The 23,443-nt window shown below is 41.1% G+C and carries 24 protein-coding genes; 13 read left to right on the plus strand and 11 right to left on the minus strand.

What is annotated here, in order from left to right; all coding sequences use genetic code 11:
* Positions 1 to 3: 3 nt before the first annotated feature.
* The 5 genes from sstT to HMPREF3112_RS05770 all read left to right on the plus strand — a co-directional run bounded on the left by sstT (position 4) and on the right by HMPREF3112_RS05770 (position 5,330).
* Entirely contained in the window at positions 4 to 1,212 is a 1,209-nt protein-coding gene (gene sstT / locus HMPREF3112_RS05750) for a serine/threonine transporter SstT (protein WP_002886576.1), read from the plus strand.
* 149 nt (positions 1,213 to 1,361) lie between these two features.
* Positions 1,362 to 2,210, plus strand: coding sequence for an SAM hydrolase/SAM-dependent halogenase family protein (locus tag HMPREF3112_RS05755; protein WP_070438603.1), 849 nt, complete (start codon positions 1,362 to 1,364; stop codon positions 2,208 to 2,210).
* 9 nt (positions 2,211 to 2,219) lie between these two features.
* On the plus strand, positions 2,220 to 2,765 hold the full coding sequence (locus tag HMPREF3112_RS05760; protein ID WP_002883774.1) for an ECF-type riboflavin transporter substrate-binding protein: 546 nt from the start codon (positions 2,220 to 2,222) through the stop codon (positions 2,763 to 2,765).
* Between the two features lie 65 nt (positions 2,766 to 2,830).
* The gene (locus tag HMPREF3112_RS05765; protein WP_070438606.1) at positions 2,831 to 4,507 is read left to right on the plus strand and encodes an ABC transporter ATP-binding protein; all 1,677 of its coding nucleotides are present in this window, start codon (positions 2,831 to 2,833) and stop codon (positions 4,505 to 4,507) included.
* Positions 4,500 to 5,330: an energy-coupling factor transporter transmembrane component T family protein gene (locus HMPREF3112_RS05770; RefSeq protein ID WP_022496216.1), complete on the plus strand. Its 831-nt coding sequence runs from the start codon at positions 4,500 to 4,502 to the stop codon at positions 5,328 to 5,330. The genes HMPREF3112_RS05765 and HMPREF3112_RS05770 overlap by 8 nt, the downstream gene beginning before the upstream one ends.
* Positions 5,331 to 5,419: 89 nt before the next feature.
* Here HMPREF3112_RS05770 and HMPREF3112_RS05775 read toward each other — a convergent pair whose 3' ends face one another.
* The 3 genes from HMPREF3112_RS05775 to rsmG all read right to left on the minus strand — a co-directional run bounded on the left by HMPREF3112_RS05775 (position 5,420) and on the right by rsmG (position 8,277).
* Complete coding sequence (locus HMPREF3112_RS05775) at positions 5,420 to 6,091, minus strand: potassium channel family protein (protein ID WP_070438609.1); 672 nt, start codon at positions 6,089 to 6,091, stop codon at positions 5,420 to 5,422.
* Positions 6,092 to 6,130: 39 nt separating this feature from the next.
* Complete coding sequence (locus tag HMPREF3112_RS05780; RefSeq protein WP_083278148.1) at positions 6,131 to 7,495, minus strand: TrkH family potassium uptake protein; 1,365 nt, start codon at positions 7,493 to 7,495, stop codon at positions 6,131 to 6,133.
* Positions 7,496 to 7,563: 68 nt separating this feature from the next.
* Entirely contained in the window at positions 7,564 to 8,277 is a 714-nt protein-coding gene (gene rsmG, locus HMPREF3112_RS05785; protein WP_070438614.1) for a 16S rRNA (guanine(527)-N(7))-methyltransferase RsmG, read from the minus strand.
* A 298-nt stretch (positions 8,278 to 8,575) separates the two neighbouring features.
* Here rsmG and HMPREF3112_RS05790 point away from each other — a divergent pair, with 298 nt between their 5' ends.
* The 8 genes from HMPREF3112_RS05790 (at position 8,576) to HMPREF3112_RS05825 (ending at position 16,271) form a co-directional block, all read left to right on the plus strand.
* Entirely contained in the window at positions 8,576 to 9,112 is a 537-nt protein-coding gene (locus HMPREF3112_RS05790; RefSeq protein ID WP_014633893.1) for a DUF177 domain-containing protein, read from the plus strand.
* Between the two features lie 155 nt (positions 9,113 to 9,267).
* Positions 9,268 to 9,957 (plus strand): response regulator transcription factor, encoded by a 690-nt coding sequence (locus HMPREF3112_RS05795; RefSeq protein WP_002883757.1) that lies wholly within the window; start codon positions 9,268 to 9,270, stop codon positions 9,955 to 9,957.
* The gene (locus HMPREF3112_RS05800) at positions 9,954 to 11,483 is read left to right on the plus strand and encodes a HAMP domain-containing sensor histidine kinase (protein ID WP_014633896.1); all 1,530 of its coding nucleotides are present in this window, start codon (positions 9,954 to 9,956) and stop codon (positions 11,481 to 11,483) included. The genes HMPREF3112_RS05795 and HMPREF3112_RS05800 overlap by 4 nt, the downstream gene beginning before the upstream one ends.
* Before the next feature lie 121 nt (positions 11,484 to 11,604).
* Positions 11,605 to 12,084, plus strand: coding sequence for a transcriptional regulator NrdR (nrdR, locus tag HMPREF3112_RS05805; RefSeq protein ID WP_002883820.1), 480 nt, complete (start codon positions 11,605 to 11,607; stop codon positions 12,082 to 12,084).
* Positions 12,081 to 13,256 (plus strand): DnaD domain protein, encoded by a 1,176-nt coding sequence (locus HMPREF3112_RS05810; protein WP_070438617.1) that lies wholly within the window; start codon positions 12,081 to 12,083, stop codon positions 13,254 to 13,256. The genes nrdR and HMPREF3112_RS05810 overlap by 4 nt, the downstream gene beginning before the upstream one ends.
* A gap of 3 nt (positions 13,257 to 13,259) precedes the next feature.
* A complete protein-coding gene (gene dnaI / locus HMPREF3112_RS05815) occupies positions 13,260 to 14,162 on the plus strand; it encodes a primosomal protein DnaI (RefSeq protein ID WP_002883792.1) in 903 nt (300 codons plus the stop codon).
* Positions 14,163 to 14,266: 104 nt separating this feature from the next.
* Positions 14,267 to 15,577 carry a ribosome biogenesis GTPase Der gene (gene der, locus HMPREF3112_RS05820; protein ID WP_002886596.1) on the plus strand — a complete coding sequence of 437 codons (1,311 nt, stop codon included), beginning with the start codon at positions 14,267 to 14,269 and terminating at the stop codon, positions 15,575 to 15,577.
* Positions 15,578 to 15,641: 64 nt separating this feature from the next.
* Positions 15,642 to 16,271 carry a ribonuclease P gene (locus tag HMPREF3112_RS05825; protein ID WP_070438620.1) on the plus strand — a complete coding sequence of 210 codons (630 nt, stop codon included), beginning with the start codon at positions 15,642 to 15,644 and terminating at the stop codon, positions 16,269 to 16,271.
* Positions 16,272 to 16,305: 34 nt separating this feature from the next.
* Here HMPREF3112_RS05825 and serS read toward each other — a convergent pair whose 3' ends face one another.
* The 8 genes from serS to HMPREF3112_RS05865 form a co-directional block, all read right to left on the minus strand.
* Entirely contained in the window at positions 16,306 to 17,583 is a 1,278-nt protein-coding gene (gene serS, locus HMPREF3112_RS05830; protein WP_070438623.1) for a serine--tRNA ligase, read from the minus strand.
* 209 nt (positions 17,584 to 17,792) lie between these two features.
* Entirely contained in the window at positions 17,793 to 18,167 is a 375-nt protein-coding gene (locus HMPREF3112_RS05835) for a DUF956 family protein (protein WP_002883765.1), read from the minus strand.
* A gap of 78 nt (positions 18,168 to 18,245) precedes the next feature.
* Positions 18,246 to 19,157, minus strand: coding sequence for a PTS system mannose/fructose/sorbose family transporter subunit IID (locus HMPREF3112_RS05840; RefSeq protein ID WP_070438625.1), 912 nt, complete (start codon positions 19,155 to 19,157; stop codon positions 18,246 to 18,248).
* Between the two features lie 14 nt (positions 19,158 to 19,171).
* Complete coding sequence (locus HMPREF3112_RS05845) at positions 19,172 to 19,987, minus strand: PTS mannose/fructose/sorbose transporter subunit IIC (RefSeq protein ID WP_002889980.1); 816 nt, start codon at positions 19,985 to 19,987, stop codon at positions 19,172 to 19,174.
* A 67-nt stretch (positions 19,988 to 20,054) separates the two neighbouring features.
* The gene (locus HMPREF3112_RS05850; RefSeq protein ID WP_002883770.1) at positions 20,055 to 21,047 is read right to left on the minus strand and encodes a PTS sugar transporter subunit IIB; all 993 of its coding nucleotides are present in this window, start codon (positions 21,045 to 21,047) and stop codon (positions 20,055 to 20,057) included.
* Between the two features lie 265 nt (positions 21,048 to 21,312).
* Positions 21,313 to 21,699: a DUF956 family protein gene (locus tag HMPREF3112_RS05855; protein ID WP_070438628.1), complete on the minus strand. Its 387-nt coding sequence runs from the start codon at positions 21,697 to 21,699 to the stop codon at positions 21,313 to 21,315.
* Positions 21,700 to 21,711: 12 nt separating this feature from the next.
* Entirely contained in the window at positions 21,712 to 22,626 is a 915-nt protein-coding gene (locus HMPREF3112_RS05860) for a PTS system mannose/fructose/sorbose family transporter subunit IID (protein ID WP_060973177.1), read from the minus strand.
* Positions 22,627 to 22,641: 15 nt separating this feature from the next.
* Positions 22,642 to 23,442, minus strand: a complete 801-nt coding sequence (locus HMPREF3112_RS05865) for a PTS mannose/fructose/sorbose transporter subunit IIC (protein ID WP_070438631.1) — start codon at positions 23,440 to 23,442, stop codon at positions 22,642 to 22,644.
* Position 23,443: the final 1 nt, after the last annotated feature.

Genomic DNA, 23,443 nt, shown 5'->3' on the forward strand with positions numbered 1-23,443 from the left:
GTTATGAAACGTTTTATTTCAACTTGGAATAGAACCAGTCTAATTAAGCGCATTGCCATTGGTGTGGTAGTGGGTGCTGTGCTTGGTTTGCTTGTTCCTAAGTTTACGGTTATTGGTCTCTTAGGAGACATGTTTGTTGGTGGTTTGAAGGCAATTGCCCCACTTTTGGTCTTTGCCTTGGTTGCCAATGCCCTTTCCCAAACGCGAGAAGGTCAACAAAGCAACATGAAGACAGTTATTGTTCTTTATCTCTTTGGGACCTTTGCGGCTGCTTTGACGGCAGTTATTTCTCACTATATTTTTCCAATTTCTCTGAAGTTGGGAGCAGCTGCAGCGACTAAAGCGACAGCACCTCAAGGTGTGGGAGAAGTCTTTAAAGATTTATTGCTTAAGATGGTGGATAACCCTGTCAATGCCTTGGCTCAAGCTAACTATATTGGTGTTTTGGTATGGGCAGTTGTCTTTGGTTTTGCCATGCGAGCAGCTAGCAATCACACGAAGGATTTGCTTAATACCTTGGCAGAAGTGACTTCACAAATCGTTCGTTGGATTATCAACTTGGCCCCATTTGGTATCCTTGGTCTTGTCTTTAATACTATTTCTGAGAATGGTGTTGGTGTTTTGGCAGATTATGGGGTCCTAATCCTTGTTTTAGTGGGAACAATGGCCTTTGTTGCCTTGGTTGTTAATCCAATCATTGCTTTTGTGATGATGGGCAAAAATCCTTTCCCACTAGTTTTCCGTTGTTTGAAAGACTCTGGGATTACAGCCTTCTTTACTCGCTCGTCAGCAGCCAATATTCCAGTTAACCTTCAACTTTGTAAGGATCTTGGTTTGAATCCTGATACCTATTCAGTTTCTATCCCTTTGGGGTCAACTATTAATATGGCTGGAGCAGCCGTGACAATCAATGTCCTAACGCTTGCTGCAGTAACGACTTTGGGAATTCAGGTCGATTTTGCGACAGCACTCATTCTTAGTGTGGTTTCAGCTATTTCTGCTTGTGGTGCCTCAGGTATTGCAGGAGGATCCCTCCTATTAGTGCCAGTGGCATGTAGCCTCTTCGGTATCTCAAATGATTTGGCTATGCAAGTTGTCGGTGTCGGCTTTATCGTAGGTGTCATTCAAGACTCTTGTGAAACAGCCCTTAACTCTTCAACAGACGTTCTCTTTACAGCAGTAGCAGAAAAGAGCCGTTGGAAGAAAGCATAGCTAATTGTATAAGGTCGGCCTATTTGGCTGGCTTTTTGATTTAGAGAAAACATAGTCAAAGACTATAGCTAGCTCAAGAATCTATCATCTTTAAAAAGCCCTTAAAATATGGTAAAATAAACCGTTCAAAGAGAAAAGGTAAAACATTTATGACTAATAATTTATTGGTGCTTCAATCAGACTTTGGTTTGGTTGACGGTGCTGTTTCGGCTATGATTGGTGTGGCCCTTCAGGAAGAACCTAGTTTGGGAGTTCATCACCTGACACATGATATTACTCCCTACAACACTTTTGAGGCTTCCTATCGTCTGTTTCAGACCGTTGAATACTGGCCTGAGGGGACAACCTTTGTTTCGGTAGTTGATCCGGGTGTAGGTTCCTCACGTAAAAGTGTGGTTGCCTTAACAAAGACGGGGCAATATATCGTCACACCAGATAACGGGACACTTTCTTATATCAAGAAGGTTGTTGGTATCGAGGCTGTTCGTGAGATTTCCGAGGTTGAGAATCGTCGTAGTAATACAGAGCTTTCCTATACCTTCCATGGTCGTGATGTTTATGCCTATACAGGTGCCAAATTATCTTCTGGTCATATCAGTTTTGAAGAAGTTGGTCCTGAGTTACCTGTGGACAAAATTTTAGAGCTTCCAGTGGTTGAAACCATCATAGAGGATAATTTAGTTCGTGGGGCGATTGACATTTTGGACGTCCGTTTCGGCTCTCTTTGGACCTCTATCACACGTGATGACTTTTACGCGTTGGAACCAAACTTTGGTGATCGATTCGAAGTAACTATCTTTAACAATGATATGTTGGTCTACCAAAACCAAGTTACCTACGGGAAATCTTTTGCGGATGTTCGTATCGGTCAGCCAATTATTTATATCAATTCCCTCTATCGTGTTGGCTTAGCCATTAACCAAGGGTCTTTTGCCAAGGCCTATAATGTTGGTGTAGGGTCTAACTGGCACATTGAAATTAAACGTTTAGGAGATTAAAGTAAGATTATGAAAAATAATTCAATTCGTACAGTAGTTGCGACAGGTATTGGTGCAGCACTCTTTATTATCATTGGTATGTTTGTTAATATCCCTATTTTTGGGAATACTAGCATCCAACTTCAGTATGCTGTTCAAGCCCTATTCTCAGTGATTTTTGGGCCTATTACAGGTTTCTTTATGGGTTTCATTGGCCATGCGCTTAAAGATGGCATCCAATACGGAAATATCTCATGGGCTTGGGTACTTGCAAGTGCTATTACAGGACTTGTAATTGGTCTATTCAACAAAAAATATGATGTGACAACTGGCAAGTTTTCTTTGATGAGTATGATTTGGTTTAACCTAGCGCAAGCATTGGCCCTCCTTATTGCCTATGGTATCGTTACCCCTATTGGTGATAGACTCCAATTTGCACAAGCCTGGTCATACCTTTATGCACAAAGTTTTGTAGCTGGCGTAGCTAACTTTATTACAATTGCAATTGGAGGAACCCTCCTTCTCGCAATCTATGCTAGCTCACGTACACAATCTGGTAGTCTTACAAAAGACTAGCATGAATCATAGGAGAGTGGGACTGTCAGTTTGTTTTGATACCTCCTCTCTTTTTTAGTAGAAACATGGATAAATACATTAGTTTTAATCAGTTTACATTTCAATATGATGCGCAAGCAGAAGCGACGCTTAAAGATATCAGCTTTGATATTGCCAAGGGCGAGAAAGTCCTCATCTTAGGTCCTTCTGGTAGTGGAAAGTCGACTCTAGCTCAGTGTCTCAATGGTATCATACCTAATATTCATAAAGGACAGGCACAAGGCCAGGTAAGGATAGATGGTCAGGATATTTTTAAGCAATCTATCTATGATAAGTCACAGTTGGTATCGACGGTATTGCAGGATCCGGATGGTCAGTTTATTGGCCTAACTGTAGCCGAGGATTTGGCTTTTGCTTTGGAGAATGATTGTGCTGATCAAAGTGAGATGAAAGATAAGGTAGCCCTCTGGGCTGAGCGTCTAGACTTGACCTCTCTTTTGAATCACCGCCCTCAAGATTTATCAGGTGGCCAAAAGCAACGAGTCAGTTTGGCTGGTGTCTTGATTGATGAGAGTCCTATTCTTTTATTTGATGAGCCTCTGGCAAATTTAGATCCTAAATCAGGACAGGAAACCATTGATCTCATTGATAAGATCCACAAAGAGGAGGGAGCTACAACAATTATTATTGAGCATCGTCTAGAAGATGTTCTTTATCGTCCTGTTGACCGGATTTTACTGGTCAATGATGGCACCCTCCTCTTTAACGGTAGCCCAGATGAGCTTTTATCAAGTACTCTCTTACTGGAAAATGGGATTCGCGAACCTCTATATGTGACGGTTTTACGTCAGTTGGGATTTGACACAAGGAGTGCACAAAATCTTAGTCAATTGGATGCTTTAGACTTATCTGACCTTGTTCTGCCAGATAGAGTTTTGAAAGATAAAAGAGACAGTTCAAGTGATTCTATTTTGAAGGTTGAGGGGCTTAGCGTTTCCTATGGGGATAATCCAGCGATTATAGAGGATATGTCTTTTAGCTTGAAAAAAGGTGAACGACTAGCGATTGTCGGTAAAAATGGAGCTGGAAAGTCGACGCTTGCCAAAGCTCTATGCGGTTTTGTCCCTAGTCAAGGGAAATTAACTTACAAGGGGCAGGATATCAGTCAGGATAGCATCGCCGAGCGTTCAGAGCGTATAGGCTTTGTTTTGCAAAACCCTAATCAGATGATTAGCCAAACTATGATTTTTGATGAAGTGGCTCTTGGTTTACGCTTGCGAGGGATTGAAGAAACTGAGGTTGAAGAGCGTGTTCATGAGGTCCTGAAGACTTGTGGTCTCTATAGTTTTCGTAAATGGCCTATTTCTGCGCTTTCCTTTGGTCAGAAAAAGCGCGTGACCATTGCATCTATCTTGGTTTTGAAACCTGAAATCATTATTTTGGATGAGCCAACCGCTGGTCAAGATTACAAGACTTACACAGATATCATGAATTTCTTGGACAGTCTTCAGAAGCAAGGTCATACGATTGTGATGATTACCCATGACATGCAGCTCATGTTGGAATATAGCGACCGTTGTCTCGTTGTGGTTGAGGGGAAAGTCATTGCAGACGACAAGCCTGTTACAATTCTTAATCAGAAAGATTTACTAGAGTCAGCTAATCTCAAGCAGACCTCTCTTTATACTTTGGGTCAGAAATTGTCAAGTGATCCAGTAGAAGTAACCCAGTATTATATCGAAAAAGGAGGCCCTAATGTCTAATCGTTTAATTGGTTATCAGTCAGGTCAAGGTTTCCTCTATGATTTGTCTGGGGCAAGTAAGATGCTTTTCTTTATCTTGGTTTCAGTTGCCTGTATGGCAACCTATGACCCCCGCTTTATCCTAGCAGTAGGCTTACTTTCCATTTATCTCTTTTATTTGGCTAAGATTCGTTGGCGAGATATTTCTTTTGTTGTTAAGATTATTGGATCCATTGCCCTCTTTAATTTACTTATGGTCTACCTTTTCGCACCTGGTTATGGTGAAGAAATTTACGGGGCAAAGACAGTTCTTATTGAAGGCTGGGGGCGTTTCTATCTAACCAGTCAGGAGCTTTTTTACCTTGCAAATCTATTGCTTAAATATTTTTCAACGGTTCCTCTTGCCATTCTTTTTCTTATGACCACTCATCCGAGTCAGTTTGCGGCTAGTCTTAATCAGATTGGGATTCCTTATAAATTTGCCTATTCCGTTAGTTTAACCTTGCGTTATATTCCAGATGTCCAAGAAGAATTCTTTACGATTCGTAAGGCTCAAGAGGCTCGTGGTTTGGATTTGTCGCAAAAGGCGGGACTGGTCAAACGTATTCGCGGGAATCTCCAAATTGTTCTTCCACTAATTTTTTCATCACTCGAACGAATTGATACCATATCGACAGCTATGGAGCTACGTCGATTTGGTCGCTATAAAAAACGTACCTGGTATGTGCATAAATCTTTGATAAAACAAGATTACCTTGTCATCGTGTCAGCTATTCTTTTATTGGGAATTAGTATAGGATTAATCTTCCTCAATCATGGTCGTTTTTACAATCCATGGGGATAATATTCTTTCCTTTTAGCAAAAGTATGCAAATAAGCACAACTAAAAACGTTCCAATCTTGTCCAGATGAACGAGATTGGAACGTTTTTTGTTATTTCAAATATCCTAAATAATCAAATTTTTCTAGTGTTCGATTGTCAGCGACAACTAGTATGATTCCTTCATCAGGTAGTTTCTTACTTGGGTCAAAGTGAGTGTTTAACTTGCCATTTTTCTCATCTCTAAAACCAATAACATTGACGTTATAATTTTGTCTTAGATTTAAAGTATGCAAGGACTTTCCAGCCCATTCACTAGGAATTTTAAGTTCAATTAAAGCTACATCGTCCTCAAAATGAAAAACATTTGATATGTTATAGCGGAGGATATTTGAAGCCAATTCTTTTGCTGTGCTACGTTCGGGAGTGATGACCCAGTTAGCACCCATTCCGTAAAGGACTTCCTCATAATTGTTATTCGTAGCTTTGGCAATAATATTCTTTATACCAAGTTTTTTGCACTGCAAGAGCGCTAGCGCAGACGATTCTAGGTGTTCTCCAGTTGCAATAATGACTGAGTCGCAAGTATCGATACCAGCAGAACGTAGAAATTCAATGTCAGTAATGTCCCCAACAGCAGCCTTAGTCACCTGATCAGCAAGGGAATCAATTGTTGTAGCATTATTATCTATGGCAATAACATCTTGTCCAAAAGAGGAGAGTTCGGTTGCAATAGTTTGTCCAAAGATTCCCAAACCAAGGACCCCAATAATTTGTGTTTTCATATAAAATCCTTTCAGAATATTGTCAATTAATAAAATAGTTTAGCCGACTGAAATGTCAGTTGGGGCATAAGAGATATGTTTTTCTTTTTTGGTCATCAAGCTCAAGAGAACAGTGATAGGTCCGACACGGCCAATGAACATCAGAGCCATGATAACGAGGCGTCCTAGGGTATTTAGATTAGGGGTCAAATCCATTGAAACACCAACGGTAGCAATGGCTGACACACTCTCAAAAAGTAGGCCTAGTGGCGAGAGAGTAGGATTAGTTTCCAGCAAAATAACATAGCCGACAAAGAGTATCGTTAGGAAAAAGAGTATAACTGTGAATGCTTGCAAAATGGTTTTGTTAGATATAATACGGTTTCGAAAAACCACGCTCGAGTTACCAGATAGCTCTGACTTAAAAAGTAGGAACATGATAGAGGCAGTTGTCACCTTGATACCACCCGCAGTTCCTCCAGGACCACCCCCAATAATCATTTGAATCATAAAAAGAAGATTTGTGGAGAAATCTGCATTGGTATAGGAAATAGTTGCAAAGCCAGCGGTACGCATGGTTACAGTCTGAAAGAAACTTACCAGAAGTTGTTGCCAGACATTGAGAGTACCGATTGTCTTAGAGTTATCCATTTCCAGTAACCAAGCAAGTAGTGTTCCTCCTAATAGGAGACAACCTGTACTTATAAGCACAAGACGGCTTTGATTACTGAAAGGTCTCCAAGCTAGTTTCCAATTCCTTGGACGATCTTTAATATAACGTCTTATTAGTTGAATCAAATCAATCCAAACTGCAAATCCCAAGCTTCCAGACATGATGAGAAAAGCTACAGCAAGGTTAATGGTTGGATTGGTTGCATAATCTTGTAAACTGTTAGAACCTAAGTTATCAAATCCAGCATTACAAAAGGCAGAGACAGCTAGAAAGAGACTATTAAAGATGCCATGACCAAGTCCAAAACGAGGAATGAAGTCAGTCATAATCACGAGTGCTGCTAAAGCTTCAATAGAAAAAGTTATTTTATAGACCTTAAAAAGATAAGCCTTCAAATCTTTTTGGTTATCCCTACTAAGTGCGGATTGAAGGAGATCTTGATCGCTCAGTCCTAATTTATTTTTAAGGGTATAGGTACTAAAGGCTATAAGAGAGACTAGTCCAAGTCCTCCCGTCTGCATGAGAAGCATAGAGAGAATTTGACCAAGACCATTGTATGCCTTACTGACCGGGACAACAGAAAGTCCAGTTACACAGACCATTGACACAGTATTGAAGAGATGGTCTAGGTAGCTTGTTTCTGGACTGTTAGCATAGTGGCTTATGGGAAGGCTAAGTAAAATACTCCCCACTATAATGACAAAGACAAAGCTGAGCACAAGCTTTTGCGTGACAGAAAGACGATTTATCAATGAAAACCTCCGAGTTATCATAAGAATAAATAATAATCCAAGGAGCAAGAAACATCCTTGGATAAACGTTATAACGGCTTCTTGTTAGGCATCCCAGCACGACGTGGGTACTTATTTGGGGTTTCTTTTTTCTTATCGACAATGGTGATATTACGTCCATCCCCATTTGGCAGTTTGTAGTTCTCGTTGAGAATAGGCTTGGCAAAAAGCAAGTTCAAGGCATTTTTAGCATCGGCTAGCTCTTCGTCAGCTGCTGCAGCTTTAAGTGCAATAAGTTGTCCACCCACCTTTAAGAAAGGAATGGTCAATTCTGAGAGAACCTGCATGCGTGCAACAGCACGGGCGGTTACAATATCGAACTGAGCACGGAAGGCCTTGTCTTGTCCAAAATCCTCTGCACGACCATGATAGAAGTGAACACCGCTGAGCTCAAGTTCATCGGCCAATAGATTTAGGAAATTGATGCGTTTATTAAGAGAGTCAATGATAGTCACATCAAGTTCAGGACAAAGGATTTTCATAGGGAGACTTGGAAATCCAGCTCCAGCTCCGATATCGAGAAGTCGAATAGTCTGATTTTTAATATGTCCTTGGAGAACAGGAGCTATGGAATCGTAGAAATGTTTGAGGTAGACCTCGTCTCTTTCTGTGATTGCAGTAAGGTTGATCTTTTCGTTCCATTCCACCAAGAGCTCAAAGTAGCGTTGGAATTGGTCTTTTTGTTTTTGGCTGAGATCGAACCCCAGTTCTTTCAGAGCCTTGTAAAAATCTTCAGGTGTCATTTTATATTCCTTTTATCTAGTTTCAATGCTCTTATTTTACCATAATTAAGAGCTTTCATCTAACGCTATAAGACAGATGGAAACTAGGTCTGAGTAAGTTTCTCATTAGCTGTGAAAAAAGTTCTAAGTTTAAGAAATATGTAATATTAAAGCTGTTATTTTTTCTTAAAAATTTGATATAATACTTATTAAGTCTAAAATCATAATCATGCTCTCTAATGAAAAGTGAATGTAGGGGATTATGGTCTTGTGGATTGAAAATAGACCCCTATGGGGAAATTTAATTTGAGGATTAAAAATGATTTACCTTTCAGAAGTTAGAAAGTCTCCAGAAGGGCTCGCCTTTAACGAAGCACCTTCTTTGTTGGAGTCTATTAAAGAACGCTATGATCAAGTTTTAAATCTTGAACAGATTCAAGCAAGTGGGCAGGTAGCCTATGACAATGGTTTGTACCTTTTGGATTATCAACTTAGCTATGATATTACCTTGCCATCTAGCCGTTCACTTGAACCTGTGACCCTTAGATTTAACTATCCGGTTTCAGAAACCTTTATACAAGAGGCAGATGCTGCTCTTCAAAAAGAATTAGTCGAAGAAAATCTAGTTCTTATCTTGGATGGGGATACTATTAATCTTGATGAGAGTATTCTAGATAATATTCTTCTTAATATTCCTTTGAGAGTACTAACACCTGAGGAAGAATCAGGACAAATTTCGCTCTCTGGGAATGACTGGGAAGTCTTATCAGAAGAGGACTTTGCCGCACTTCAACAGGAGAAAAAAGAGGCAAGTAATCCCTTTGCCCAATTGAACGGTCTCTTTGATGAAAATTAATTCAAAAAAACAAACTAAAAATGTTTGACAATTTTAAAAATCTATATTATTATATCATTAGAAGTTAATTTTCGGATTTATTCATTGGGTAAATCTACAGACTTTTTAAGGGAAATGGAAGTCAAAAAATTTTAAGAAAGTGGTAAATACTTATTATGAGCAAACGCATTTTGATTGTTGAAGATGAGAAAAACCTTGCTCGTTTTGTCTCTCTTGAACTTCAACACGAAGGATACGACGTTGTGACAGCAGACAACGGACGCGAAGGACTTGAAATGGCACTCGAGAAAGATTTCGATCTTATTCTCTTGGACCTTATGTTGCCTGAGATGGACGGTTTTGAAGTAACACGTCGTCTCCAACAAGAAAAAGATACTTATATTATGATGATGACAGCTCGCGATTCAATCATGGACATTGTTGCTGGTTTGGACCGCGGTGCTGATGACTATATTGTAAAACCATTTGCGATTGAAGAATTGTTGGCACGTATCCGTGCAACCTTCCGTCGCCAAGATATCGAAGCTGCTAAGAATGCACCAGCCAAAGCATCAACTTATCGTGATTTGAAATTGGATGTTCAAAACCGTACAGTTGTTCGTGGTGATGAAGCAATTCCATTGACAAAACGTGAGTTTGATTTGTTGAACACACTTTTGAGCAATATGAACCAAGTGATGACCCGTGAGGAACTCTTGCTTCAAGTTTGGAAATATGATGACGCCATCGAAACAAACGTGGTAGATGTTTATATTCGTTACTTGCGTGGAAAAATCGACGTTCCAGGTAAGGAATCATATATTCAAACAGTACGAGGAATGGGTTACGTTATCCGTGAAAAATGAGTAAATTACAAGATAAATTATTTGGTAAAGTAACCATTAGAAAAAAGTTGACCATGACAACTGCTGTGGTCTTCTTTCTTGTATTGTCGATGTTCACTCTGGTTGTTATTTTCTCAGCCAATACACTACTTTTACAACGTGAACGTCAAAATGTAAACACTACAATCTCAAAAGTTGTTACTTATATAGAAAAGGACTGGGACTCCGACGAAGAGTTGAGTCCAGAACCGCTTTTAGCTGCCCTTTATTCGCCTAAAAATATCTATGCATCGATCATTAATGGTGTGCTTTCCGAAAAGCACTCTTTGGATGGTCAGGTTGCGATTTCTAATAAATTATATTCTAACCAATCTGTTTTTGTTTATGACAAAAAGGGAACGTTTATCTTTACTTCTGAGGAGAACACAGACTCGCCTCCAGGTATGTCCGAGGTAAACAAATTGAAGTCAGTTTCCTATAAAGGGAAGCGTGGTTTCTTGCTGCAAGTTCCAATCTACGGTAAAGATAAAAAGACCATCGTTGGTTATGCCCAAATCTTCCATGATTTGGAATTCTATTATGCTCTGAAAGAGCGTTTGATTTTCTTATTGATTTTCCTAGAAGTGGGGATGACGGTCCTAGTTATCGCAGCGACTGTAGTTGTCTTGACATCTATTCTTCGTCCGATGAGACAGTTGCACGAAACGATGGGAGTTATCACCGATTCGCCAAGTGATTTGGAACTTCGTTCTAAGATTGAAAGTCACGATGAAATTGGTGATTTGGCGGTTAACTTTAACCGTATGATGGATAAAATCCAAGAAAATAATCAGATGCAGATGCGTTTCTTGAGTGACGTCAGTCATGAATTGCGTACACCGATTGCGGTTATCAAGGGGCATATGGACCTCTTGCAACGTTGGGGTAAAAATGACCCTGAGATTCTTGAGGAAAGTCTTGAGGCTGCCAGTCACGAGGCCAACCGTATGACGATTATGATTAATGACATGTTGGATTCTATCCGTGTCAAAGGGTCATTTGAAAATCACAGAAACGATACTTGTGATTTGAATTCTTCAATCCGTACGGTTATTGGTAACTTCCGTGTCTTGCATGAAGATTACCAATTCTATCTCAATGATTTCGAGAGTTCAGAGCGCCCTGCACAGATTTACAGCCAACACTTTGAACAGGCGATTACGATTTTGATTGATAATGCGGTCAAGTATTCTCCTGTTAACAAGGAAATCCAGGTTACAATTAAGGCTCTGGAAGATGAAATGTTGGTGCAAGTGCAAGATAATGGTGAAGGGATCTCTAAAGAAGATATTGAGCATATCTTTGAGCGCTTCTACCGTTCAGATAAGGCACGTAATCGTACAACAACGCAATCTGGTGTTGGTATTGGTTTGTCAATTCTTTACCAAATTGTGGAAGCTTATCGCTGCCGTATCGATGTTAGTTCTGAACTTGGTGTTGGAACACGTTTCGACCTTTACATTCCATTTGCAGATGGAGAAACGACGACACCTCAACTTGAGCTTTAAATCAATTTATAAGAGACTTAGAGTGATTCTTGGTCATGAGCACGCCTCGTTTAGGGCGTGCTTTTTATGTGTTTTTATGGTAAAATAGAGTACCGAATTTCAAAGATTGGTGGTGAAGTGCATGCGTTGTCCAAAATGTCAACACAATAAATCTAGTGTTATCGATAGTCGTCAGGCAGAGGATGGGAATACCATTCGTCGGCGTCGTGAGTGTGATTCTTGTCATGCTCGTTTTACAACATTTGAGCGTGTGGAAGAAGTTCCACTTTTGGTTGTCAAAAAAGACGGTACTCGTGAACAATTCTCTCGCGATAAGATTTTCAATGGTATCTTGATGAGTGCTCAGAAGCGTCCGGTTTCTAGTGAGGATATCGAAAATGCCATCACCCGTATTGAGCAAAACATTCGCCGTAACCATGATGGAGAGGTTGATAGTGATGTCATTGGGAATTTAGTGATGAAAGAACTCGCTGACCTTGATGAGATTACTTATGTACGTTTTGCCAGTGTCTACCGTTCTTTCAAAGATGTTGATGAGATTGAAGAGTTGCTTCAAGAAATCACCAAGACTGTACGTGCGAAAAAAGAGTCTAAAAAATGAGACCTATTGAAGAATTTGTCTATGTTGGCAATCAGGTTATCGTTCCCGATCAGGCAAGTTTGATGCGTTGCTATTATCCCATTATTGGAGGTGAGGGATACGCTCTTTACCAGTATTTCGTGGCTTTTTATGACAATGGTAATCACCGCCATAAGTTTGCGGCTATTCTGAATCACCTTAACTTTGGAATGCAACCCCTTCAGGAAGCACTGGCGGTTCTGACAGCAGTAGATCTCTTGGCCTTTTACCAGTCACCTCAAGGGTTTTATGTTATAGAGCTTAAGTCTCCCTTATCAATTGAGCAGTTTCTAAAACATGCCGTTTATAGTTCACTTCTCGAGCAAAAGATTAGTGAACCAGCAGTAGACGCTTTGAAACCGGCAGGTCTACAAGGCTTGCAAGATTTATCTAAACGTTTTTCGGATGTCTTTACCGATGAGCGTTTGGCTCAAAAGTCTGTGTCTGAAATCAAGCCTAAAAATTCGTTTGATTTAAGCAGTTTCAGGAATCGTATGCAGGCTGACGGATTTGTATTTACAGATGAAAAGACAGATGTGCCAGAAATCTATAAATTGTCTGAAACTCATGGCATGAATTGGTATGATACCTATCTCTTAGCGAAAAAGACAGCCGTGAACCACCAGATTATTGTCAAGCGTATGCAGGTGCAATTAGAACAGGCTCAGGCTCAAACATTGGGTGGTGATTCTGCTTTGACGGAGACGGAGAAAAAGATTCTTAAAGCGGTTAGGTCCGAAGAGCCTATAGATTACTTGCAAAGTGCTAAAGGCCCAAGCGGGACTGTGACTAATTCTGAGAAGCAGATTCTCACGGATTTGGCACAAAGAGGCTTTATGGATGAGGTCATTAACCTTATGGTTGCCTACAGTTTGGGACGGACACGTTCGACGAATGTGAATCGAGAGTATATCTCTAAACTTGCCAACGACTTTGCTTTTAAGAATATCGTCACTGCTGAACAGGGACTTTTAGCCTTGCGTAGTGGTTACGACAAGAAATCACAGCAAGCAAGAGCAGATTCTAAGAAGAAAACAAATGTGCCAAGCTGGAGTAATCCAGATTATGATAATCAAACCAGTCAGGCTGATCAGGCCAAGTTGGATGAAATTAGACGTCGAGCTTTGGCAAAACTAGAAAAAGGAAAGGAGTAGCCTATGGAAAGAGTTGGACAAACCCTAAACCGAACAGGGCATCATGGGTCTGGCAATGCAACAGATTTAACGAAGCAAATTTTAGCAGATCCAAGAGTGGCTAGCTTTATTCAAGAGCATAGCCTAAGCCAGGATGAAATCAAACGTAGTCTTCCTAAGTTTAATCAATTCCTGGTGGAATGCCGTAAGGTCAAAGAAGGTGATGCCTCGTATATTGCCAAAGGGTATGAGCCGATTCTGACCATGAATGAAGGCTACGCTGATGTCACCTATAAGGAGACGCGTCAGCTCAAAGAGCAACAAGAACAGCAGGCTATTGCTAAACGGATTAATTTGGTGAGTCTTCCTCAGTCTTATCGTAAGATTACCTTTGCGGACATTGCTCTAGATGATGTGGCTCGTGTTGATACCTTTGAGAGTCTCGTGGATTTTGTAGCGAATTACCCTAGTCCAGACCAGAAAGGCCTTTATATCTACGGAGACATGGGGGTTGGAAAATCCTTCATGTTGGCTGCTATGGCTCATGAACTTTCAGAGACAAAGAAGGTTGCGACGACCATTATTCATTACCCATCATTTACTATTGATGTTAAAAATGGAATCAAGGATGGTTCTGTCAAGGAACAAATTGATGCTGTCAAACAGGCGGAAGTTTTGGTTCTAGATGATATCGGTGCAGAACAATTTTCTTCTTGGATTAGAGATGATGTTTTGCAAGTTATCCTCCAGCATCGTATGATTGAGGAGCTTCCTACCTTCTTTACGTCTAACTATAGTTTTGCGGATTTAGAAGCGAAGCTATCCAATGGACGTCAAGGAGATGAGACTTGGCAGGCCAAACGTGTGATGGAGCGTATCCGTTTTCTAGCCAAAGAGGTTCACTTGAAGGGTGTTAATCGCCGTTAGGGTGATCCTAATAATGATAAAGAATAAGAGAGTTTGCTTTCCTTGGTGGAAGTGAGACTGCTAAATGAAGAAAGGAATCCCTATTTAATCAGGGACTTAAACATATGACATTACCTACAGTTGCTATCGTGGGTCGCCCAAACGTTGGGAAATCGACCCTATTTAACCGAATTGCGGGTGAACGTATCTCTATCGTCGAAGACGTTGAAGGGGTAACACGTGACCGTATTTATACCTCTGCTGAATGGCTTAACCGTCAGTTTAGCTTAATTGATACAGGTGGTATTGATGATGTTGATGCACCATTTATGGAACAAATTAAGCACCAAGCTGACATTGCCATGACTGAAGCTGACGTTATTGTCTTTGTCGTTTCAGGTAAGGAAGGCGTGACAGATGCGGACGAGTACGTTGCTCGTATTCTCTATAAGACCAACAAGCCAGTTATCTTGGCGGTAAATAAAGTGGATAACCCTGAGATGCGTGCAGATATCTATGATTTTTATTCTCTAGGTCTTGGTGATCCTTATCCAGTTTCATCTGTTCACGGTATTGGTACAGGGGATGTTCTCGATGCTATCGTTGAAAATCTTCCAACAGAAGTTGAAGAAGAAAATCCAGATATCATTCGTTTTAGTTTGATTGGGCGTCCAAACGTCGGAAAATCAAGCTTGATTAACGCCATTTTGGGTGAGGACCGAGTGATTGCCAGCCCAATTGCTGGTACAACTCGAGATGCCATTGATACAAACTTTGTGGACAGTGAAGGTCAAGAGTATACCATGATTGACACCGCTGGTATGCGTAAATCTGGTAAGGTTTATGAAAACACAGAGAAATACTCTGTTATGCGTTCAATGCGTGCCATTGACCGTTCTGATATCGTCCTTATGGTTATCAATGCCGAAGAAGGTATCCGTGAGTATGACAAGCGTATTGCTGGTTTTGCCCATGAAGCTGGTAAAGGGATTATCATCGTAGTTAACAAATGGGATACGATTAAGAAAGACAATCATACCGTTGCTAACTGGGAAGCAGATATCCGTGATCAGTTCCAATTCTTGAGCTATGCACCAATTATCTTTGTATCGGCTGAGACGAAACAACGTCTTAACAAGTTGCCAGAGATGATTAAACGCATCAGTGAGAGTCAAAATCGTCGTATTTCATCAGCTGTTTTGAATGATGTTATCATGGATGCCATTGCCATCAACCCAACACCAACTGACAAAGGAAAACGCCTTAAGATTTTCTATGGCACACAGGTTTCGGTTAAACCACCAACATTTGTTATCTTTGTCAATGAAGAAGAGCTTATGCACTTCTCATATATGCGTTTCTTGGAAAATCAAATTCGTCAAGCCTTTGGTTTCGAGGGAACACCAATTCATTTGATTGCTCGTAAACGTAAATAAAAAAAGAGACCAACCAGAATAGAATCTTTATGGGTTGGTCTTTTATCATTGTAAGGAGAAAACGATGTTAGAAAATATTCAAGCTTATTTGTCAAAACAGGGAGTTAAGTATATCAAACCTGAAAAAGCGGGCCCACATAAGGAAGAGATGGAAGACCTCAAAGCTTTGGGACAGGCTGCTCGTAAGGAGATGCAGACTTTAGCAAAACTTTTAGAGGAGCGTTTGGCGCCCTTTAAGATGGATCGTGTCAGTAATTGGGCTAATCAAGCACAAATATGCCGGCCACACTTTTGGTGCTATTACAGGGCCCCTGAGGATAGTTTAGACGATGTTGCCATGGCGATTCGACTTTATGGTCAGTCTGAAAAATGGGGGATTTCAGTAGAAGTTAGCTTTGTCGAACGTAAAAAATCAGATACTACTTTAGCTAAGCAACATAAGGTCCTAGACTTACCGATTGCACCCTCTCTATACTATTTTGCCCAGGAAAATGGTGTCAGTCATCGTGTGAAAGGAACTGAAGAAAATCGTCAGATGCTTAAAGAAGCAGTTAGAGATGGTCGTGTTCGTAAGGTGTTGGTCAAATATGATGTCCCTGTGACTGCTAGTGAAATAATGGAAGAGTTAGTAGAAGAACTCGTTGATGGATTCTATAAGTTGAAACCATACTACGAGGAAGCTAATCAAAACTAAAAAATCTCCAGTTTTTTCTGGAGATTTCTCTTATTTATTTTGGTGAAATTACTTCAGCACCACCCATGTAAGGGCGAAGAACTTCAGGGATAGTTACTGAACCATCTTCGTTTTGGTAGTTTTCAAGGATAGCGGCTACTGTACGTCCAACAGCAAGTCCTGAACCGTTAAGAGTGTGAAGAAGTTTTACCTTACCATCAGCTTCGTCACGGTAACGGATTTGTGCACGACGGGCTTGGAAATCTTCTGTGTTTGAACATGAAGAAATTTCGCGGTAAGTGTTTTGTGCTGGAATCCAAACTTCCAAATCATAAGTTTTCGCAGCTGAGAATCCCATATCGCCAGTACACAAAGTGATGACACGGTATGGCAAGTTAAGTTTTTGAAGGATGTTTTCAGCGTTAACTACCATTTTTTCCAATTCATCATAAGAGTCTTCAGGTTTTGAGAATTTGACCATTTCAACCTTGTGGAATTGGTGAAGACGAATCAAACCACGTGTATCACGACCAGCTGAACCAGCTTCTGAACGGAATGAAGGGCTCATAGCTGTGAAGTAGATTGGCAATTCCTTACCGTCAAGGATTTCACCACGGTAGTAGTTTGTCAAAGGAACTTCGGCTGTTGGGATAAGGACATAGTCAGTACCGTCAAGCTCGAAAGTATCTTCCTTGAATTTTGGATATTGACCAGTACCAAACATTGAGTCGTGGTTAACCATGTAAGGTGTGATCATTTCAGTATAGCCTTCTTTAGCATGCTCATCCAACATGAAGTTGTAAATTGCACGTTCCAATTTTGCTCCAAGGCCTTTGTAGAAGAGGAAGCGAGAACCAGTGACTTTAGCACCGCGTTCCCAATCTAGGATACCAAGGTCTTCCCCAAGATCCCAGTGAGCTTTAACTTCAAAATCAAAGTCACGAGGTGTTCCCCAACGACGAACTTCTACGTTTTCGTCTTCGTCAGCACCTACTGGAACAGAGTCATTTGGTGTGTTTGGAAGTGTCACAACGATGGCATTAAGCTTTTCATCGATAGCAGCAAGTTCTGCATCAATTTCCTTAATTTCTGTAGAGACTTTTTGCATTGCAGCGATTTGTTCGGAAGCATCTTCTTTGTTACGTTTAGCTTGAGCGATACCATCTGAAGCGATGTTACGTTGAGCTTTGAGTTCTTCAGATTTGATAAGAAGTTCACGACGTTTAACATCAAGCTCTTTGAGTTCATTTAAAGTTTCAGCAGCGACACCACGTGTAGCCAATTTTTCGGCAAGGGCATCGAAGTCGTTACGAATACGTTTTACATCTAACATAAGTTCCTCCAAAAAGTAAAACACTCCAGTGAAAGTGTTGGAGTGACTTAGGCCACGGTTCCATCCAACTTCACAGGAGTGCACTTGTTTATGTTTTTAATTATTAGAAACGGTAGAATTTCGTAGGTCAACCCTACCTGCTCGCAGCAACCGCAGGCTTTCTGTAAGAGTCTAGCTAGTACTTATCCGTCTGTTATATTATACAAAAATTATGATTTTTTGGCAAATAAACCTTTGAGTCGAGCACCAATAGTTTGAATGAGAGTTGGTAGCTTGACGACTTTTTCATTGCCAAGATGTTCCCTAGCAATCTTTAGAATCTTCCCAGAATCTTTAGAAGCAAAGAGGAATTTGCTCTTGTCTGTCAACACTTCAAAGTGACGGCTAATTCTCTTTCCTGATACATTCGCACCGATTTGAGTAATGCTAGTCCATGGAATTTGAATGTATTGCTCGACATTGACATCTGGGTAGAATTCAAGAGCCACATCTCCGATTAGAAATTTACCGACTTTCCCTCCGATAGCCATGTAGGAAACGCCTGTTGTATGCAATTCAACTGTTTTGTTTAGTGATTGTGCCATATCTATCTCGCTTTTTGATTGTAATACCTTTATTATAGCATAAGAAAAGAGTTCAGCTTTGCTAAACTCTTACTCTTTTTACATGATTCCGAAGAAGCTTGCAACAATACCAACTACAAAGAGTCCGATGATGATTGTGATTGGTGAAACTTTCTTCTTAAGCAACCACATACATGCAAAAGTAAGGAGAAGTCCCATCAATCCTGGAATCAATGAATCCAATTGTTTTTGGAGGGTATCAACTTGAATCTTATCGAAGCTAAGTTTGTCATTAACTTGGCCGAGGATAGTCTTAAGTTGGTCACCGCTAACATTGCCTTTAGGCCATTCGATATAGGCACCTTTAGACAAAACTTTACCTGGAAGGTTTACAGTGAAGACGATAGATACCCAACGTTCAACAAGGACAGCCAAGATGAACATACCAAGGATTGATGCCCCTTTAGTAATATCTTTCAAGATACCACCAGACATGTCTTTAGTGATTTCTGAACCTGCTTTGTAACCAAGTTCTTGAGTGTACCACAAGAATGCCATACGGATAAGGTTCCAACCGACGAAGAAGATAAGTGGACCAGCGATGTTACCAGCTTGTGCCAATGATGCACCAAGGGCACCAAGGATAGGACGAACTGTGAACCAGAAAACAGGGTCACCGATACCGGCAAGGGGTCCCATCATACCGATTTTAACCCCTTGGATAGCAGCATCTTCGATGTCAGTACCGTTAGCTTTTTCTTCTTCAAGAGCCAAGGTAACACCCATGATAGGAGCAGCTACGTAAGGGTGGGTATTGAAGAATTCCAAGTGACGTTTAAGAGCTGCGGCTTGGTCTTCTTTGTTAGTGTAGAGTTTTTTGATAGCAGGAATGAGTGAGTAAGCCCAACCCAAGTTTTGCATACGTTCATAGTTCCATGAACCTTGCAAGAATTGTGAGCGCCACCAAACCTTTTTACGATCCGCTTGAGATAATTGAATTTTTTCAGCCATGAGAGCACCCCTTCCTAGTAGTCTTCCAAGATATCGCCGATTGGGTCGCCTGAACCAGTTGAAGTTCCGCCACCATTTCCGCCACCTTGTTTAGAAAGGTTGAGGTAGATGAAGGCAATAGCGACACCGATAGCACCAAGAGCGATAAGTGTCAATTGGCTAATAGCTGCGAAAGCAAAACCGATGGCGAAGAATGGCCAAACTTCACGAGTTGCCATCATGTTGATAACCATGGCGTAACCAACGGCTACGACCATACCACCACCGACAACCATACCGTGGTTGAGCCAGTCAGGCATCAAACCAAGGGCATGTTGAACAGATTGTGCTGGGATAGCAAGAAGAAGGGCTGCTGGGACAGCAATACGCAACCCTTGAAGAAGAAGGGCAAGATAGTGTGCACGTTCAACACCAGCGATGTTTCCGCTTTCTGCTGCTTTATCTGCAGCGTGAACAAGGGCAACAGATGCTGTACGAACAAGCATAGTTAGGAAGAGACCGGCAACCGCAAGTGGGATAGCTGTTGCAGTCGCAACACCGATACCTTCAGTTGTGAAGTTACCACCTTTAACCAAAATAATGGCAGCAGCAACAGAGGCAAGGGCAGCGTCAGGAGCGACAGCGGCACCGATATTAGCCCAAGCAAGGGCAATCATTTGAAGAGAACCACCAAGCATGATACCTGCAGTGAGGTTACCTGTAGCAGCACCGATGAGGGTACATGCAACAAGTGGTTGGTGGAATTGGAATTGGTCAAGGATACCTTCAAGACCAGCAAGGAAGGCAACAACTACGACCAAAATTGCAGAAATAATTGACATATCTGACATGGTAATAATTCCTTTTCTATTGAGTTGTGATTAGCTGAGAGTATCAACTAATTTATCCGAATGAAGGTTATTGAACGTTAGCTTTTTTGATAAGGTCGAACAAATCTTTCTTAGAATCATTAGGTACCTTACGGACGTCGAATTCAACGCCAAGGTCACGCAATTTTTCGAAGCAAGCAACATCGTCTTTGTCCATAGACAAAACGTTGTTAACCATTGTTTTACCAGTTGAGTGAGCCATAGAACCAACGTTAAGTTCTTTGATTGGCACGCCACCTTCGATAGCACGAAGTGCGTCTTGAACAGTTTCGAACAAGATAAGCGCGTGTGTGTTACCAAAGCGAGGGTCCTTAGAAGCATCAATCAATTTTTGAATTGGAACAACGTTTGCTTTAACCCCATTTGGTGCTGCTTGTTTGATCAATTCTTTACGAAGCTCATCTTTAGCAACGTCGTCTGAAGCAACAATGATACGGTCTGCTTTAGAAGCAGGTGTCCAGTTAGTTGCTACTTGACCATGCAAGAGACGTGTGTCCAAACGTGCCAAGTTAATCTTGAGTTTACCATCTCCGATAACTGTCCCTTCTGGGATAGCTCCTTGAGGTGCAGCAGCTTCTACAGGAGCTGCTGTTGTTTCCTCAGCTGGATTAAGCTCCTCTGGAAGTGCCTTGATACCACCCTTAGCTTCCTTGATGATATTAGCAGCAACTTGCTCTGCAGTAGCGTTAGCATCCATCATACGTTCAGTGTATGCTTGGATAAGCATTGGCAAGTTAAGTCCTGTGATGATAGCAATCTTGCGATCTGGATTTTCTCCAGCAATTCGACTGGCTTGGTTAAATGGTGAACCAGACCAAAGGTCAGCCAAAACAAGAATTTCATCATCAGCATCGAATTGTGCAATGGCGTCGTTGAAGTGAGCGTACAAGTCATCAGGACCTTCACTTGGCATGAAAGTTACGACTTGAACTTTCTCTTGGTCTCCAAAAATCATAGAGCCTGATTGGTGGATTCCTTCAGCGAACTTACCATGGCTGGCAATAATAATACCGATACCCATTCGTGTTCTCCTCCTTATAAATTATTTTTTCCTAGGCTTAAAAAGACTATCTCCGATTTTTATCAAGACGCTAAAAAAAGCGTCTCTCAATCTTTTTAAACATAAGAAATCAAGAACAATTATATTCTAAAACGCTTTCAAGAAAATGTCAATAGCTAGTGAGATAAAATTTCAAAAGAAGTCAAATTCTTTCAAAAATGAGCAAAATATTATAAAAAGATTGTCCAATCATTAGATTGGACAACCCTTTTATAATATTCGGAGATTATTTCTTCTTGACAATGAGTCGGAAAAGATTTTTAAAGCCTTGTTTGAGGACAGCGATAAAGCTAGGTGCTTTTCGTAAACTTTCTCGAGGAATTCTTTTTTGAATTTCTTTCAAAGTTATTCGGCTTTTTCGACTGGCAAAACGGAAACGTCCATTTTGCTTAGTGCGGATTTCAAAGCGTGGGATGAACTTACCACCGAAGTAGATATCGGCAATCACATAAGTGATTTCATCCCAAGGAATTTGAACGTAGTCTTGCAACTTCGTATCATTGTAAAATTCGAAGGCCTTATCTCCGACCATGATATTTCCGTAAATAGGTCCTTCACGAAACCAAGTTCCCTTAGTTGTGTGAGCCATTTTCGTATTGAGCGATTTAACCATACCTTGCTCCGATTAGAGTAGACCAATAATGTGGAGCACAATAGCAAGGACAAAGATACCTAAGATGATAACGATTGGAGAAACTTTTCTCTTAAGAAGGTACATGCAGAGGAAAGTCAAACCAAGGGCAGCAAGACCAGGAATCAATTGGTTCAAGTTATCTTGCAAGGTTGTCACCTTGTTAGCGTCAAGAGAGCGACCAGCAGCTTGTTGATGGAAGGCTTCTTTAACACCGGCAATACCTTTTGGAAGTTTATCCCAATCGATATAAGCACCTTCTTGTTGTTTAACAGTAGAGACAACTGGTGTGAAGGTGATACTTACCCAACGTTGGATAAGAGAACCGATAACGAACATCCCCATCATTGATGCGCCACGAGTTACTTGTTGAAGAAGATTACCAGATACGTCGTCTGTAATCGCAGCACCAGCTCTATAACCGAACTCTTGAGTGTACCATTTAACGGCAGCGACCATAGCATTCCAAAGTACGAAGAAGACGATAGGTCCCAAGATGTTACCTGAAACAGCCAAACCTGCTCCTAATGAAAGGAAGATTGGGCGAAGGGTAAACCAGAAGAGAGGGTCACCGGCACCTGCAAGAGGTCCCATCATACCAACCTTAACCCCTGAGATAGCGGCATCATCGATGTCTGCCCCGTTAGCACGTTCTTCTTCCAAGGCAAGTGTAACCCCAAAGATTGGGTTAGCCATGAAAGGTTGTGTATTGAAGAATTCCAAGTGACGCTTAAGAGCAGCTACACGTTCTTCTTTTGTTTGATAAAGTTTTTTGATTGCAGGGATGAGGGTGTAAGCCACACCACCATTTTGCATACGTTCATAGTTGAATGAAGCTAAAAGAAAGTATGAGCGCAAGAAAGCTTTGAAACGATCTGCTTTTGTTAATTTAATTTTTGAATCAGCCATTTTCTTTCCTCCTAATTAAAAGTCTTCCAGAATTTCACCGAGGGGATCACCTGATCCTCCATCATTTGAAGAACCCAATGAACCACTAGCTTCAAGTGCAAGGTACATAACGGCAAGACAGAGGCCGATGATACCCAAGCTAATCAAGGTCAATTCTTTGAGGGCAGCCAAAGCAAAACCAAGGAAGAAGAATGGCCATACTTCGCGACTAGACATCATGTTGATAACCATGGCATAACCAACGGCTACAACCATACCACCACCGATTGTCATACCTGATGTTAACCATTCAGGCATAGATTCAAGACCAGATTGTACAAGGTGTGCAGGAATCAAGAGCAAGAGGAGGGCAGGGATAGCAACACGGAGACCTTGGAGGGACATACCGATAAAGTGCCATCTTTCAATACCAGCGATATCAGCATCTTCAGCACGACTATCCATAATGTGAGCGATGAAGACAGTTGCAGTACGGACAAACATTGTCAAGGCAAGACCGGCAACAGCCAAAGGAACCGCAAGGGCGATGGCTGGACCAATTCCTTTAGCTCCTTGACCACCCAAGATAAGAATGATTGTAGAAGCTACAGCGGCAAGTGAAGCGTCTGGTGCCATGGCAGCACCAACGTTAGCCCATCCCATAGTGATCAACTGCAAGCTACCACCCAACATTACGCCGAGTTCGAGATGACCAGTAACAAGACCGATAAGGGAACAAGCCACAACTGGCTGGTATGTTTCGATTTGGTCGTTAACTGAGCTACAACCGATGATGAAAGCAACAATTACGACTAAAATAATTTGTACTAAACTCATT

This window comes from Streptococcus sp. HMSC10E12, assembly GCF_001807855.1.
Classification (GTDB): domain Bacteria; phylum Bacillota; class Bacilli; order Lactobacillales; family Streptococcaceae; genus Streptococcus; species Streptococcus salivarius.

What these genes read in the sequence shown, in the direction of transcription:
- sstT (WP_002886576.1), top strand. Translation starts at nt 4, where the DNA reads ATGAAACGTTTTATTTCAACTTGGAATAGAACCAGTCTAATTAAGCGC.
- HMPREF3112_RS05755 (WP_070438603.1), top strand. Translation starts at nt 1,362, where the DNA reads ATGACTAATAATTTATTGGTGCTTCAATCAGACTTTGGTTTGGTTGAC.
- HMPREF3112_RS05760 (WP_002883774.1), top strand. Translation starts at nt 2,220, where the DNA reads ATGAAAAATAATTCAATTCGTACAGTAGTTGCGACAGGTATTGGTGCA.
- HMPREF3112_RS05765 (WP_070438606.1), top strand. Translation starts at nt 2,831, where the DNA reads ATGGATAAATACATTAGTTTTAATCAGTTTACATTTCAATATGATGCG.
- HMPREF3112_RS05770 (WP_022496216.1), top strand. Translation starts at nt 4,500, where the DNA reads ATGTCTAATCGTTTAATTGGTTATCAGTCAGGTCAAGGTTTCCTCTAT.
- HMPREF3112_RS05775 (WP_070438609.1), bottom strand. Translation starts at nt 6,091, where the DNA reads ATGAAAACACAAATTATTGGGGTCCTTGGTTTGGGAATCTTTGGACAA.
- rsmG (WP_070438614.1), bottom strand. Translation starts at nt 8,277, where the DNA reads ATGACACCTGAAGATTTTTACAAGGCTCTGAAAGAACTGGGGTTCGAT.
- HMPREF3112_RS05790 (WP_014633893.1), top strand. Translation starts at nt 8,576, where the DNA reads ATGATTTACCTTTCAGAAGTTAGAAAGTCTCCAGAAGGGCTCGCCTTT.
- HMPREF3112_RS05795 (WP_002883757.1), top strand. Translation starts at nt 9,268, where the DNA reads ATGAGCAAACGCATTTTGATTGTTGAAGATGAGAAAAACCTTGCTCGT.
- HMPREF3112_RS05800 (WP_014633896.1), top strand. Translation starts at nt 9,954, where the DNA reads ATGAGTAAATTACAAGATAAATTATTTGGTAAAGTAACCATTAGAAAA.
- nrdR (WP_002883820.1), top strand. Translation starts at nt 11,605, where the DNA reads ATGCGTTGTCCAAAATGTCAACACAATAAATCTAGTGTTATCGATAGT.
- HMPREF3112_RS05810 (WP_070438617.1), top strand. Translation starts at nt 12,081, where the DNA reads ATGAGACCTATTGAAGAATTTGTCTATGTTGGCAATCAGGTTATCGTT.
- dnaI (WP_002883792.1), top strand. Translation starts at nt 13,260, where the DNA reads ATGGAAAGAGTTGGACAAACCCTAAACCGAACAGGGCATCATGGGTCT.
- der (WP_002886596.1), top strand. Translation starts at nt 14,267, where the DNA reads ATGACATTACCTACAGTTGCTATCGTGGGTCGCCCAAACGTTGGGAAA.
- HMPREF3112_RS05825 (WP_070438620.1), top strand. Translation starts at nt 15,642, where the DNA reads ATGTTAGAAAATATTCAAGCTTATTTGTCAAAACAGGGAGTTAAGTAT.
- serS (WP_070438623.1), bottom strand. Translation starts at nt 17,583, where the DNA reads ATGTTAGATGTAAAACGTATTCGTAACGACTTCGATGCCCTTGCCGAA.
- HMPREF3112_RS05835 (WP_002883765.1), bottom strand. Translation starts at nt 18,167, where the DNA reads ATGGCACAATCACTAAACAAAACAGTTGAATTGCATACAACAGGCGTT.
- HMPREF3112_RS05840 (WP_070438625.1), bottom strand. Translation starts at nt 19,157, where the DNA reads ATGGCTGAAAAAATTCAATTATCTCAAGCGGATCGTAAAAAGGTTTGG.
- HMPREF3112_RS05845 (WP_002889980.1), bottom strand. Translation starts at nt 19,987, where the DNA reads ATGTCAGATATGTCAATTATTTCTGCAATTTTGGTCGTAGTTGTTGCC.
- HMPREF3112_RS05850 (WP_002883770.1), bottom strand. Translation starts at nt 21,047, where the DNA reads ATGGGTATCGGTATTATTATTGCCAGCCATGGTAAGTTCGCTGAAGGA.
- HMPREF3112_RS05855 (WP_070438628.1), bottom strand. Translation starts at nt 21,699, where the DNA reads ATGGTTAAATCGCTCAATACGAAAATGGCTCACACAACTAAGGGAACT.
- HMPREF3112_RS05860 (WP_060973177.1), bottom strand. Translation starts at nt 22,626, where the DNA reads ATGGCTGATTCAAAAATTAAATTAACAAAAGCAGATCGTTTCAAAGCT.
- HMPREF3112_RS05865 (WP_070438631.1), bottom strand. Translation starts at nt 23,442, where the DNA reads ATGAGTTTAGTACAAATTATTTTAGTCGTAATTGTTGCTTTCATCATC.